General features: G+C 46.9%; 12 protein-coding genes. 2 read left to right on the forward strand and 10 right to left on the reverse strand.

The genetic code is table 11. The features are described 5' to 3' along the window. Positions 1-241, forward strand: a 241-nt coding sequence (locus tag B9J84_RS12345) for a DUF2750 domain-containing protein (RefSeq protein WP_143698864.1), incomplete at its 5' end; no start/stop codon positions are given. Between the two features lie 123 nt (positions 242-364). Here B9J84_RS12345 and queC read toward each other — a convergent pair. Next, positions 365-1060 carry a 7-cyano-7-deazaguanine synthase QueC gene (queC, locus tag B9J84_RS12350; RefSeq protein WP_170899192.1) on the reverse strand — a complete coding sequence of 232 codons (696 nt, stop codon included), beginning with the start codon at positions 1058-1060 and terminating at the stop codon, positions 365-367. Between the two features lie 10 nt (positions 1061-1070). Then, entirely contained in the window at positions 1071-1739 is a 669-nt protein-coding gene (gene queE / locus B9J84_RS12355; RefSeq protein ID WP_094124251.1) for a 7-carboxy-7-deazaguanine synthase QueE, read from the reverse strand. A gap of 174 nt (positions 1740-1913) precedes the next feature. Here queE and yidA point away from each other — a divergent pair, with 174 nt between their 5' ends. Then, positions 1914-2732, forward strand: a complete 819-nt coding sequence (gene yidA, locus B9J84_RS12360) for a sugar-phosphatase (protein ID WP_017046142.1) — start codon at positions 1914-1916, stop codon at positions 2730-2732. Between the two features lie 58 nt (positions 2733-2790). Here the strand turns inward: yidA and B9J84_RS12365 are convergent, their stop codons facing one another. The 8 genes from B9J84_RS12365 to B9J84_RS12400 all read right to left on the reverse strand — a co-directional run bounded on the left by B9J84_RS12365 (position 2791) and on the right by B9J84_RS12400 (position 13643). After that, positions 2791-4215, reverse strand: coding sequence for a bifunctional NUDIX hydrolase/phosphatase PAP2 family protein (locus B9J84_RS12365; RefSeq protein WP_017046143.1), 1425 nt, complete (start codon positions 4213-4215; stop codon positions 2791-2793). 29 nt (positions 4216-4244) lie between these two features. Next, positions 4245-4727, reverse strand: a complete 483-nt coding sequence (locus B9J84_RS12370; protein WP_017046144.1) for a GNAT family N-acetyltransferase — start codon at positions 4725-4727, stop codon at positions 4245-4247. A gap of 223 nt (positions 4728-4950) precedes the next feature. After that, positions 4951-6828: a propionyl-CoA synthetase gene (locus B9J84_RS12375; protein ID WP_094124252.1), complete on the reverse strand. Its 1878-nt coding sequence runs from the start codon at positions 6826-6828 to the stop codon at positions 4951-4953. A 27-nt stretch (positions 6829-6855) separates the two neighbouring features. After that, on the reverse strand, positions 6856-8046 hold the full coding sequence (gene prpF, locus B9J84_RS12380; RefSeq protein WP_019282820.1) for a 2-methylaconitate cis-trans isomerase PrpF: 1191 nt from the start codon (positions 8044-8046) through the stop codon (positions 6856-6858). Beyond that, on the reverse strand, positions 8043-10649 hold the full coding sequence (acnD, locus tag B9J84_RS12385) for a Fe/S-dependent 2-methylisocitrate dehydratase AcnD (protein ID WP_094124253.1): 2607 nt from the start codon (positions 10647-10649) through the stop codon (positions 8043-8045). The genes prpF and acnD overlap by 4 nt, the downstream gene beginning before the upstream one ends. 119 nt (positions 10650-10768) lie before the next feature. Continuing rightward, a complete protein-coding gene (gene prpC, locus B9J84_RS12390; RefSeq protein WP_088732352.1) occupies positions 10769-11896 on the reverse strand; it encodes a 2-methylcitrate synthase in 1128 nt (375 codons plus the stop codon). A gap of 26 nt (positions 11897-11922) precedes the next feature. Then, a complete protein-coding gene (prpB, locus tag B9J84_RS12395) occupies positions 11923-12819 on the reverse strand; it encodes a methylisocitrate lyase (RefSeq protein WP_017046149.1) in 897 nt (298 codons plus the stop codon). Positions 12820-12932: 113 nt separating this feature from the next. Next, complete coding sequence (locus B9J84_RS12400) at positions 12933-13643, reverse strand: GntR family transcriptional regulator (protein WP_047689159.1); 711 nt, start codon at positions 13641-13643, stop codon at positions 12933-12935. Positions 13644-13696: the final 53 nt, after the last annotated feature.

The following is a 13696-nucleotide window of genomic DNA, read 5'->3' on the forward strand; positions in this document are numbered from 1 at the left end:
CGACTCGACAGAATTTGAAAGTAGTGAAGTTATGCCCTTTTGGTCAACCAAAGAAGATGCACAAACTCACAACGTTGAAGAGTGGTCTGACTTCGAAGTGTTAGAAATCCCTCTCGATATTTTCGTAGAAGATTGGTTGATTACCCTTGATGAAGATGGTGTATTAATTGGCACCAACTGGAATGCAAGCTTAGAAGGTAAAGAAGTAGAACCTGCAGATTTGGCCAAAATGTACCTTTAGTACCTTGAACTATTTAGTACCTTGAGCTAAATAATGGGTGTTCTATTTGCACGCTATTCCATTCGCAAACACTAGAACACCCGTTTAAATTTCACTTGATCTATACGTTGATTATTAGATACATCATAAAGTTACAGATTGCTTTTGGTGAAGCGCATTCATCACCAACGCTTTGTTTACTAAATAATCGTTTAAACCCGCTTTACGTAGCTCACATGATGGGCAATCGCCACAACCATCACCAATAATACCGTTATAACAAGTCAGTGTTTCGTGTCTTATGAGTTCGAGAGCATCATGTTGATCCGCCAATGCCCAAGTTTCTGCTTTGTTTAGCCACATTAAAGGAGTACGAATGTTGAATGGGCGATCCATCCCTTGCACCAAAGCACTGTTCATCGCTTTAACAAAATCATTTCGGCAATCCGGATAGCCAGAAAAGTCTGTTTCACAAACACCAGTAATCACCTCATCTGCGCCTATTTGATACGCGTAAATACCCGCAAGGGTCAAAAACAGAATGTTACGCCCCGGCACAAACGAGTTCGGTAACCCATTCTCTTGTAACTCATGTGATACTGGAATATCGTCACGAGTGAGTGAACTGATCGCCAACTCATTGAGTAAGCTGACATCCATGACTTTATGTGCAGCTACACCTAACTTTTTCGCTAAGGTGCTGGCAACCTCAATCTCGAGTTTATGGCGTTGGCCATAATCAAAGGTGATGGCGTGCACTTCATCAAACTCTTTTAATGCCTGAACCAAACAGGTTGTTGAATCTTGGCCACCACTAAATACCACAACGGCTTTTTTCATTTTCCTCTCCTCAGGCAATACTTAAATATTTATGCGTTTGAATCGATAAACGCCAGTTCCTCGCAATGCATGTTTCAATGCACAATTGGGTTGCCCGCTCTTTCTGACTAATAGGCTGTAAAGCAATCACTGTTGAATCAGGAACTTGCGCTCGCAGCAATAACGCATCTAGCTGTTCAATATCTTTAGCCGTTGCGACGGGGTGCTTGATCTCATTTGCTCTTAACAGAGCTGAATCGAGTACAGGCAGTTTGCCCTTCATTGCAATTTTTGGTGACACTGTCACCCATGTATTTGCTGAGGTTTGAACCGGGAATGTGCCGCTGGTTTCAATTTGAATGTGACATCCGATTGCCTCAAATGCTTGCGCAAGTGGACGCAGATCATAAATACACGGTTCACCGCCCGTAATTACAATATGTTTAGCATGATAACCCTGTGTTTTATAGAGCGACACCATCTCTTCTGCACTGACTGAGCACCAAGTTGGGCTATCTTGGGTTTTGGCTAGCACATCATTGATTAGGCGTTCATCTTGCGGCGTTGCATCCCACGTCTGCTTTGTATCGCACCAAGCGCATCCCACTGGGCATTCTTGCAAACGAATAAAAACCGCAGGAACGCCGGTATGCACGCCTTCACCTTGAATGGTCTCAAACATTTCATTAATTTTGTACAACGTAAACTCAGCCTAACTCAATATCAAAAAATGCAGGTCGCTGACCTTAATAGATGCCTTGCCTTAGGTCAAACTAAACCCATCACGTGCGTAAAAATTTGACTAAATCAGTGGCGATCACATCTCAACTTGCATAAGCTGCTGGCTTTCTTCTTCACTTAATTTAGGTAAGTCATGTATAAACTCATCGCTTTAGATATGGACGGTACTCTTCTCAATAGCCAAAAACAGATCACAGCCAGAACAAAACAGGCTATAGCCAAAGCTCGTGAAAAAGGCGTAAAAGTGGTGCTGGCGTCTGGACGTCCCATTGATGGCATGCGCGATAAGTTGCAAGAACTGCATTTAAACTCAAATGAGGATTTTGTCCTTTACTACAACGGCTCAATGGTTCAAAACATTGGCAGTGGTGAAATTATTCATCACAAAATTATCGATGGCCGCTCTGCAAAATTAGTCGCTAACCTTGCTAACCAACTTAACGTGAATACGCACGCCTTTAGCCAAGTTCATGGTCTGATCACGCCTAAAATCAGTGAATATACCGAGCTTGAAGCAAGAATCAACGGACTGCCGATCACGGAAATGGATTTTGAACAGCTTGAAGATGATCATCCCATCATCAAAGCAATGATTGTGGCAGAGCCGAGCTTGCTACAAAAAGCCATTGAACAACTTCCTCCGGAACTCTATCAACAGTTTACCATTGTACAAAGTGCACCATTCTTTCTTGAATTCTTAAACACACAGAGTAATAAAGGCGTCGGTGTCAAAGCGATTGCCGAGCACTTGGGGATCGAGGCTAAACACATTATTTGTATGGGAGATGCTGAAAATGATCATCACATGCTGCAATACGCAGGACTTGGAATTGCAATGGCAAATGCGATGGAACAAACGAAGCAGCTAGCCGACTATATTACACTCAGTAACGACGACGATGGTGTGGCAGTTGCTATAGAAAAATTTGTACTCGGTGAGTCTCACGAATAGGCATTAAAGACGCCTCAGTCGAGGCGTCTTTAATCGGGATGTTGACTAAACAACCAGGTTAAGCACAGCATTTTCTCATGAACCATGCAAAGATGAGCATGAGTAGTGGCAAGCGGAGCGTCTCAACCATTAAAGAGAAAATACTGCTGTATGAAACGAGCGTGGCACCAAATAACACCACTTGATTGAGTGCTAATAACAAAATGATCATCAGCCACATTCGTTGAAGAGTGATGTGTAGTGGTTCAGTGCCCTTTGTCATAACTAAAGCCGATGCCGTCAGCAAAATGGCTAACCAAGCGGTGAAACTAGGCAAGGGCCAGATCATAACCAGCAGTGCAACCGTGATCGTTAAACCCCACCATACCCCACGCGAACCCAGCAGTGTTCTGACGTCGGTATAAGATTGTTCATCTAAACGAACAATATGCCACGCGACCAGAGCGCCCAACAATCCACCTATCACCATATCGCTGATGAAGGCTTCCCCAATATAGAATTTGGCCAACATTAATAGCCCCATCAACACGATAAAACCCACAAACATTCGGTTGAAATCGAGATGATCAAAAGCTCGCAATAGTGATATCCCTACACCAAACCAAACTGCAATCGGTAAACTTGGAAAACCGTACCCGTAACTTTGGCAAAGTTCCAACAATGGTATATAAGCATGAGGTCTTGGTAATGCAAATCCTTGCTGAGCCACCAATGACAATAATGAACTCACGGTAACCACAAAAAATATCTTATAAACAGACTCTTTACCCAGATAACAGGCAATCACTGGAAATAAAACTATCAGCAATAAAGGATCCGTCAATTTGGTGATCCATACTGCGATTTGATAAATCGACGAACTCAGCGTATACGGCCATTCCGCAACCGTATTCTGCAATTTCATCATCCAGCCTAATTCGATTTGGTGAAACCGAGGCGCAGCAGAAACCAGATTCTCTACATAAATCACGGGTTGACTATCCGCTTCTTGATACATGGTTTTGATCCGATCCCATTGCTCAGGGTAACGATACTGACTTGCATCAATACGATACGGATCGATCAGCATTGCGCTAGCAACCTCGACACCATAATGAGGAGCAAACCAAATAGGCAACTCATGTCCATTACGGCTATTTTTTGACTCAAAAGCAATCACATCGGAATCACTGCGACAGCTGTAAACGACAGCCGTATCCGTATACCCCAACGTGCGCCCTACCGTTACAACAAGGCCCGTTTCTTCCCATGTTTCTCTTTGCGCGGCCAATTCTGGAGATTCACCGGGAGATATCGTCCCTCCTGGCAATGAAATCTGCTTGGTGATCACCTCGTTAACGAGCACGATCTTATGATCGGCTTTAACTAGGCATAGGGCACCACGAATATTATCTGGTAGCGTTACCGGTTGTTGAGCAACACCAACACTTGACCAGAACAACGACAGCAAACAGACACTCAACAATGAAAACTGTTTTAACACATTAAAAATCCATGATTATTATTATCGAATTACTTGCTATCGATTGACTTTCTTAACCAATGTATATGCGATGAAAAACCAGAACGTTGATAAAAAGACTGCGCTCCTTGGTTAAAATCCCACACTTCGACAAAGACTTGGGTAATACCGTACTCTTTCAATGTCTGTTCCATTTTTTGAAACAGCTGCTGTGCGATATGCTGCTGACGATATTGTGGCTCAACGTAAAGCTCATCAATACTGCCCATTGGTACCGCTTTGCTCACGCTTGAAATTAACTCGCAAAAGTGACCCGATATAAATCCCACAATTTGACTGTCTATTTTGGCAACGTAAACCAAACATTCCGGATCATCTAAATAACGAGCAATACTTTTTTCTTGTTCAATCTCTTCTGCTGTTTTGAAATGCTCAGGGCAAGCAAGGTGATGCTCATGATGAAGGTCATACATCAACTGATTCAGTTGCGGTAAATCACGATCACAAGCAGGAGTTATGATAACTAACGACATATTTCGCGCTCTGAATGAATAAAGCTTTGGCCGTGATTCTATAAGATAGTGATTAAAAAATATATCTTCATGCGTAGTGTTTTTGGTCGATTGAGCGCTAATCTCGTCTTAGAACTAAGACAGATGAACTAAGAGAAACAAATAAAATGCGGATTGCAAATTGGCAATAAAAACGCCTCATTCATCTGAGGCGCCTCAATTAATCGTCAACTATAGGTAGCCGCTAGTGATGGAGCGCTTTTTCTAACTCACTCAAGCTCATTGGGTCATCAATTGTTGAAGGGACAGCATACTCTTCTCCATCGGCAATTTGTCGAATGACTCGACGCAGAATTTTACCAGAGCGCGTTTTGGGTAAACGATCAACAATTAACGCATGCTTAAAGCACGCTACCGCACCAATTTCACTGCGCACTTTGTTAACAAGTTCTTGTTCCAACTCGCGCTCATCCACCTTAACGCCATCTTTAAGCACCACCAACCCTAGCGGCAACTGCCCTTTCAGCTCGTCATACACTCCGACTACAGCACATTCGGCAACCGCAGGATGAGCACCGACGATTTCTTCCATCTCCCCCGTAGATAAACGATGGCCAGCAACGTTAATAACATCATCAATTCGCCCCATGATGAAGAGATAACCCTCTTCATCCAAATAACCACCATCACCAGAAACATAGTAACCGTCAAATTGAGCAAGGTAACCGGACTCAAATCGTTCGTGATCACGCCATACCGTCGCTAAACAACTTGGTGGTAAGGGGCGTTTCAACGCCACAAACCCTTGTTGATTGGCGGGCATCACTTGACCTAGCTCATTGAGAATCTCAACCTGATAGCCGGGAGTCGGTTTCGTTGCTGACCCCGCTTTAATTGGCATCGATTCAAGCCCTATCGGATTTCCAGCAATCGCCCAACCGGTTTCGGTTTGCCACCAATGGTCAACTACTGGCTTTTGAGTGTGCTGTTCTACCCATTCAAGTGTCGGCGGGTCAAGACGCTCTCCGGCCATAAAAATAGTGGTTAAAGTGGATAAATCATAATGTTTGAGTAGATCGCCATTGGGATCTTCTTTTTTGATGGCGCGAAAGGCGGTAGGCGCAGAAAAAAGTACGTCCACCTTATACTCTTGGCACACTCGCCAAAATGCAGCCGGATCGGGTGTGCGCACCGGTTTACCTTCATACAAAATAGTGGTGCAACCGTGAATCAACGGCGCATAAACAATGTAAGAGTGACCGACCACCCACCCTACATCGGACGCAGCCCAAAAAACACCTTGTTGAGGCATATTGTAGATGGCTGACATGGAGTACTTCATCGCGACTGCATGACCACCGTTGTCGCGCACCACCCCTTTGGGTTTGCCTGTCGTACCTGATGTGTAAAGAATATAAAGCGGATCGGTCGCCAAAACCGGCACACAATCATGTGGCGGCGCTTCTTTAACGGCTCGATTCCACTCTAGATCTCGCTCATTATTTAAGTCAGCCACATGCTCCGAGCGTTGTAACACCACCACTTTTTCCGGCTTCCATTTGCTGTCTAAAATGGCACGGTCAACTAAGGGTTTGTAGGGTAAAATCTTATTGATTTCGATACCGCAAGATGCCGTCATGATCACTTTCGGTTCAGCATCTTCAATTCGCACCGCTAATTCATTGGGTGCAAAACCGCCAAAAACGACAGAGTGAATCGCGCCAAGCCGTGCACAAGCGAGCATCGCCATCACTGCTTCCGGGATCATTGGCATATAAATGATCACCCGATCGCCTTTAGCAACACCTTGCATTGCCAGCATTCCCGCTACTTTCGCTACCTGATCTCGTAATTGTGTATAGCTATATTGACGCTTTCTTCCGGTCACTGGGGAATCATAAATCAGCGCGGTTTGCTCACCTCGCCCCTGTTCACAATGGAAATCTAGCGCCAACCAACAGGTATTGAGTACACCATCGGTAAACCAACGTTCAATGCCATGCTCATCTTTTTGTAAGATAGTTTGGGGAAACTCAAACCACTCAATCTGCCGAGCTTGAGCCTGCCAAAATGATTCAGGTTCAGATTGAGCCCATTGATATTCCTTTAAATATGCCGACATAACATTTCCCTTAACATGATTTGAGGCTTAACGATGGACTCGCACCCAACCTTCCATTAACACCCGCGCGCTGCGGCTCATACTGGCTTTCTCTATTCCCCAATGACCCTCTCGTAAAACGGCTTTAGCGCCCACTTTCAGCGTACCGGATGGATGACCAAAAGTGACCGATTCTTTTGCTCCACCGCCCGCCAACATATTCACTAACGTTCCAGGGACACTGGCCGCTGAAGCGATGGCCACCGCGGCCGTTCCCATCATCGCATGATGCAGTTTTCCCATAGACAGTGCGCGCACCACAATATCGACATCGTTCGCCGATACCGCTTTACCACTGGATGACAAATAGGATTGCGCTTTTGCTACAAACGCTACTTTAGGCGTATGTTGGCGCAGTTGGGCTTGTTCAATATGCTCAATCAAACCCATTTTCACAGCGCCATAAGCGCGAATCGATTCAAACATCGCCAAGGCATGATCATCATTGTTGATCGCCTCTTGCAGTTCAGTACCTTGATAACCGATGTCGTGTGCATCGATAAAAATCGTCGGAATGCCCGCATTAATGAGCGTTGCATTCAAGGTTCCCATACCGGGGATTTGCAGTTGGTCGAGCACATTTCCGGTTGGGAACATTACACCGCTATCATCGGCAGGATCGAGAAAATCAACCGCAATTTCGGCGGCGGGAAAAGTCACCCCATCAAGTTCGAAATCGCCACACTCTTGCACTTCACCCTGCTCAATTGGCACATGAATAAGAATGGTTTTGCCAATGTTGGCTTGCCAAACGCGAACCGTCACTACACCGTTGTTAGGGATCCGTTCTGGGTCGATAAAACCGCTGTGAATCGCAAATGGCCCTACTGCCGCAGAAAGGTTACCGCAGTTGCCGCTCCAGTCTACAAACGCTTTGTCTATCGAAACTTGGCCGAATAGATAATCGACATCGTGATCGGCTTGCTCACTTTTGGAGAGAATCACGGCTTTGCTGGTGCTAGAACTTGCGCCGCCCATGCCATCAATTTGTTTGCCATAAGGATCGGGGCTACCAATGACACGCAACAGCAGTTGATCTCGCGCCTCTCCCGCTTGCTGAGCCTCTTTGGGTAAATCTTCAAGCCGAAAAAACACGCCCTTACTGGTGCCGCCGCGCATATACATCGCCGGAATTTTTAATGAGTTACTCACGTGATACTCCTTTATCCTTAGCGTCATTGAGCCAGAAAATCTTGCGCAAAACGCTGCAATACGCCACCAGCCTGATACACACTGACTTCATCAGCCGTGTCTAAACGACAAGTCACCGTAACCTTCTGCTGTTCGCCCTTATTTGCGCCTTGCGTACGCGTGATCACCAAGGTTAAGTCGACGCCCGGCTTAATATCTCCCACCACATCATAAAGCTCAGTACCATCGAGTTTCAGTGTGTGGCGGTCCGTTCCCGTTTTAAATTGCAGTGGCAGAACACCCATCCCGACTAAATTCGTGCGATGGATCCGTTCAAACCCCTCGGCAACAATGGATTCAACCCCCGCCAAACGTACACCTTTCGCCGCCCAATCACGTGACGAACCTTGCCCATAATCGGCCCCAGCAATAATGATCAATGGCTGCTTACGATCCATATAAGTCTCTATCACTTCCCACATGCGGGTAACCAAGCCTTCAGGTTCAATACGCGCTAACGAACCTTGCTTTACTTTGCCCTCCTCTTGCACCATCTCATTGAACAGTTTGGGGTTAGCAAAAGTGGCGCGTTGCGCGGTCAGATGGTCACCACGATGCGTGGCATAGGAGTTAAAATCTTGCTCCGGAACGCCCATTTTGAGCAAATATTCCCCAGCGGCACTGGTCGCTAAAATTGCGTTCGATGGCGATAAATGATCCGTAGTGATGTTGTCACCTAAAATCGCCAAAGGTCGCATGGCCGACAGCCGACGTTCACCCGCTAACGCACCTTCCCAATAAGGCGGACGACGGATATAAGTGCTCATGGGGCGCCAATCATAAAGTGGCTTTTGTTTGGCCATGTGCTCATCTAATTTAAACATCTGAATGTAGATTTGTTTGAACTGTTCGGGCTTAACATGGCGCGCCACCACATCATCGATCTCTTCATCGGTTGGCCATAAGTCATTGAGGTAAATCGGCTTGCCTTGCGCATCTATTCCCAACGCGTCTTTTTCAATATCAAAACGAATCGTACCCGCAAGTGCATACGCCACCACCAATGGCGGAGAGGCAAGAAAAGCCTGTTTCGCATAGGGATGAATGCGGCCATCAAAGTTTCGGTTACCTGATAGCACAGCCGTCGTATAGAGATCGCGTTCAATGATTTGCTGCTCAATCCTAGGATCAAGCGCGCCACTCATGCCATTACAGGTGGTGCATGCATAAGCGACGATGCCAAAACCGAGCTGTTCTAGCTCAGGCAGCAGGCCGGCTTCCTCTAAATAAAGTTTGGCTACTTTTGAGCCCGGTGCAAAAGAGGTTTTGACCCAAGGTTTGCGAACCAAACCCAATTGATTAGCCTTTTTCGCCAGCAACGCGGCGGCCACGACATTGCGCGGATTACTGGTATTGGTGCACGAAGTAATGGCGGCGATGATCACTGCGCCATCAGGTAATTCGCCTTCTTTGGTTTGCCACGCCCCCGCAATACCGCGCTCGGTCAGTTCGCTTGTCGGCAAACGGCGATGAGGATTCGAAGGCCCGGCTAAATTGCGCTGTACACTTGAGAGATCAAACTCCAGCACCCGTTCGTATTGCGCTTCAATCAAATCATCGGCCCATAAGCCGGTTTGCTTAGCGTACTGTTCAACCAAGGCTACTTGCTGTGCGTCTCGACCCGTGAGTTTGAGATAGTTGATGGTTTGCTCATCAATATAGAACATGCCTGCGGTTGCACCATATTCAGGTGTCATATTGGAAAGCGTTGCGCGATCGCCAATCGTCAATGCGCGAGCGCCTTCTCCGAAAAACTCCAGATAACAAGACACCACGCGCTGATTTCGCAAGAACTCCGTAATGGCAAGCACAATGTCGGTCGCGGTGATCCCCGCTTGGCGTTGACCGGTTAGTTTAACGCCGACAATATCGGGCAGACGCATCATCGAAGGGCGACCTAACATCACTGTTTCGGCTTCTAACCCACCGACGCCAATCGCCAGCACGCCTAATGAATCGACATGAGGAGTATGGCTGTCAGTACCGACACAAGTATCTGGAAATGCTAAGCCGTTTTTCACTTGGATGACGGGCGACATTTTTTCTAAGTTAATCTGGTGCATGATGCCATTGCCTGCCGGAATAACGCTGACATTTTCAAAGGCGGTTTTGCACCATTCGATAAAGTGAAAGCGATCTTCATTGCGGCGATCTTCAATCGCACGGTTTTTTTCAAACGCGTCAGCTTCGAAGCCGGCATGTTCAACCGCGAGTGAGTGATCGACAATCAGTTGCGTTTCCACCACAGGGTTTACTTTGGATGGATCACCGCCTTGCTGAGCGATCGCGTCTCTTAACCCCGCCAAGTCCACTAAAGCGGTTTGCCCTAAAATGTCGTGGCACACCACACGCGCCGGATACCACGGGAAGTCGAGATCGCGCTTACGCTCAATCAGCTGTTTCAGCGAATCAACCAATGTGTGCGGCTCACAGCGGCGGACTAAGTTTTCCGCCAGTATTCGTGAGGTGTAAGGTAGCCGATCATACGCTCCGGCTTGGATATCATTGACCGCTTGTCGTGCATCAAAATACTCCAGCGCGGTCGCTGGTAATACTTTTTTGTATTGGCTGTTGATCGTTTGATGACTCATCAATTCCACCCATAAAACTGTCTATTCGAAACATTGTCTATTCAAAACATCGTCTAGCGAGCTAGGTTTTACCTACCATCAAACCATACACCAAAGGAGCATGGCTTGATTTCATCCCATTAACGCTGCTCTATTGGTATCCACTCTTGATGTTCAGGACCGTCATAATCGGCACTTGGGCGAATAATTCGGTTATTAGCGCGCTGCTCAAACACATGAGCGGCCCAGCCGGTTAATCGACTCATTACAAAAATAGGGGTAAATAATGGCGTAGGAATGCCCATAAAATGGTAGGCCGAAGCGTGGAAGAAATCCGCATTACAAAATAGGCCTTTCTCACGTTTCATCACCGCTTCAACACGTTCTGATACCGCGTACAAATGCGTATCACCCACCGCTTCAGATAACGCTTTTGACCAACGTTTGATCAATGCGTTACGCGGGTCACTTTCACGATAAATGGCATGACCAAAGCCCATAATTTTGTCTTTATTAGCCAACATTTGCAGAATATTGGCCTCAGCTTCGTCCGGTGTTTGCCAGCGTTCGATCATCGCCATCGCCGCTTCATTGGCTCCACCATGCAACGGGCCACGCAGTGTGCCAATCGCCCCTGTTACGCAAGAGTGAATGTCTGACAGCGTAGAAGCACAGACGCGCGCGGCAAACGTTGATGCATTAAACTCATGCTCTGCGTACAGAATCAATGAGCAATGCATCACCTGCTTATGCAGCTCGCTCGGTGCTTTTCCTGTCAGCATTTTTAAGAAGTAGCCACCAATGCATGCTTCGCTTTGATCTTCAGTCTCAATCCGGATGCCTTGGTGGCTGAAACGATACCAATAACAGATAATAGCGGGGAAAAGTGCCAACATACGTTCGGTCGCACTCAACTGCTCAGCAAAACTGTGCTCGGTTTCAAGGTTGCCTAAAACTGAACAGCCAGTGCGCATTACGTCCATTGGATGTGTACTGGCTGGCAGCAGCTCTAGCGCGGCTTTTAACGGCTGCGGTAAACCTCGTAATCCCATTAAGCGGGTTTTGTACTGGTCAAGTTCACTTTGATTAGGTAAATGGCCAATCAATAACAGATGAGCGACCTCTTCAAACTGTGCATGGTTGGCAAGATCGGTGATGTCATAACCTCGATAAGTTAGACCCGTCCCAGTTTTTCCGACAGTACATAAAGCGGTGACTCCCGCGCTTTGACCGCGCAGACCTGCGCCGCCCAGTGGTGCGTTTGACATGTTGAACTCCTTTTCCTTTGTTTTTATTATTCCTTTGATGAAAAAAGCTCGTCGAGCTTATCTTCGTAATCGTGGTAATTGAGATAGTCATACAGCTCGCTACGGGTTTGCATGCTATCGAGCAAAGCTTGTTGGTTGCCCTGCTCTAATAAATGACGATAAACATTCTCAGCCGCTTTATTCATCGCACGAAACGCACTCAATGGGTAAAGCACCATATCCACTTTCACTTGAGCAAGTTCTGCACATGGGTAGAGCGGCGTCTGCCCAAACTCAGTAATATTGGCTAAAATCGGCACTGACTTACCACAAGCTGCGCTTAGCGCGGTGGAGAAACGATCGTACTGCTCAAGAGTGGTCATCGCTTCGGGGAAAATCATATCGGCTCCGGCCTGCACGCAAGCAATGGCACGTTCAATGGCGCTATCAATGCCTTCCACCGCTAACGCATCGGTGCGCGCCATGATCACAAACTCTGGGTTCACTCGTGCATCTACCGCGGCTTTTACGCGATCAACCATCTCTTGCTGGCTGACGATCGCTTTATTAGGGCGGTGCCCGCAGCGTTTCTGCGCAACTTGATCTTCCATATGCACGGCAGCAGCGCCCGCTTTTTCCATCGCTTTGATAGTGCGAGCAATGCTAAATGCGCCGCCAAAACCGGTATCAATATCCACCAGCAAAGGCAAATCACACGCATTGGTGATGCGCTCAACATCCACCAGCACATCATTTAATGTGGTGATACCTAAATCGGGCAAACCATACGAAGCGTTAGCGATGCCACCACCCGACAGATAAATGGCTTGGTGGCCTAAACGTTTGGCCATCATTGCGCAATAGGGATTGATCGTGCCGACAATCTGCAGTGGATCATTTTGTTGAACAGCGAGTCTAAATTTCGCCCCCTGACTTAAGCTCATGAGATTCTCCTAATCAGTCGCTTGGTTATCGCCCTTATTCAAGGCCGCTCTATGCGTGGTTCTTGGTTTGATTCATTGCAGGCATGATTATTTTCTGCCCACCGCCCTGTGGCTTACTCTTTTACTATCTGCTGTTCAATCAAGATTCTACTGCCCGAAATATGGCGTCGCATCAACATCTCAGCCAGTTCTTCATCGCCGTTTTTGATCGCTTGTAGAATGTATTTGTGCTCATCCAACGCCTCCTTCGGGCGTGAATGTGAGCGTGGCGATTGATAACGATACATGCGCAGTAAGTGATAGAGCTCATCACACAATAAAGTCACTAATTTATGATTACGGCTGGCTTTGATGATGCGGTAATGAAAGTCAAAATCACCGTGTTGATGAAAATAGGAAGCCCCTTCGACTTGCTCAATATGATTCGAATGTGTCGACAATAACGCCTCTAGCCCTTGTAATTCAGAGGGCGAAATGTTGCGCGCCGCTAACCTTGCCGCCATACCCTCTAGCGCTTCGCGTACTGCATAAAGCTCTACCAACTTAGCGGGTGACAACTCAATGACTCGCGCACCCACATGTGAAACACGTTCGATCAACCCCAAGCCTTCCACACGCATTATCGCTTCACGCAGTGGCCCACGGCTGACTTGAAAACGTTTGGCGAGTTCGGGTTCTGAAATCTTGCTGCCCGGTGCTATACGCCCTTCAACAATCGCCTCAATCAGATACTCCGTAAGGTTTTCCGATTTGGTGTTCTCTTTTTCTCGTTCAACAGCGTGTGATTTTGTATCAGTACTGTTTAGTGTTAGTGCACTATTCATCTTGTTATCGCTCACAGGTTGGATTCATGCTGAGACGCAAAGCACTCACACAC

This window comes from Vibrio sp. V03_P4A6T147 (assembly GCF_002241085.1).
GTDB lineage: Bacteria > Pseudomonadota > Gammaproteobacteria > Enterobacterales > Vibrionaceae > Vibrio > Vibrio anguillarum.

Coding starts and splice junctions, on each gene's coding strand:
- B9J84_RS12370 (WP_017046144.1), bottom strand. CDS start 4,727: ATGTCGTTAGTTATCATAACTCCTGCTTGTGATCGTGATTTACCGCAA.
- queC (WP_170899192.1), bottom strand. CDS start 1,060: ATGAAAAAAGCCGTTGTGGTATTTAGTGGTGGCCAAGATTCAACAACC.
- B9J84_RS12375 (WP_094124252.1), bottom strand. CDS start 6,828: ATGTCGGCATATTTAAAGGAATATCAATGGGCTCAATCTGAACCTGAA.
- prpF (WP_019282820.1), bottom strand. CDS start 8,046: ATGACGCTAAGGATAAAGGAGTATCACGTGAGTAACTCATTAAAAATT.
- B9J84_RS12400 (WP_047689159.1), bottom strand. CDS start 13,643: ATGAATAGTGCACTAACACTAAACAGTACTGATACAAAATCACACGCT.
- acnD (WP_094124253.1), bottom strand. CDS start 10,649: ATGAGTCATCAAACGATCAACAGCCAATACAAAAAAGTATTACCAGCG.
- prpC (WP_088732352.1), bottom strand. CDS start 11,896: ATGTCAAACGCACCACTGGGCGGCGCAGGTCTGCGCGGTCAAAGCGCG.
- prpB (WP_017046149.1), bottom strand. CDS start 12,819: ATGAGCTTAAGTCAGGGGGCGAAATTTAGACTCGCTGTTCAACAAAAT.
- yidA (WP_017046142.1), top strand. CDS start 1,914: ATGTATAAACTCATCGCTTTAGATATGGACGGTACTCTTCTCAATAGC.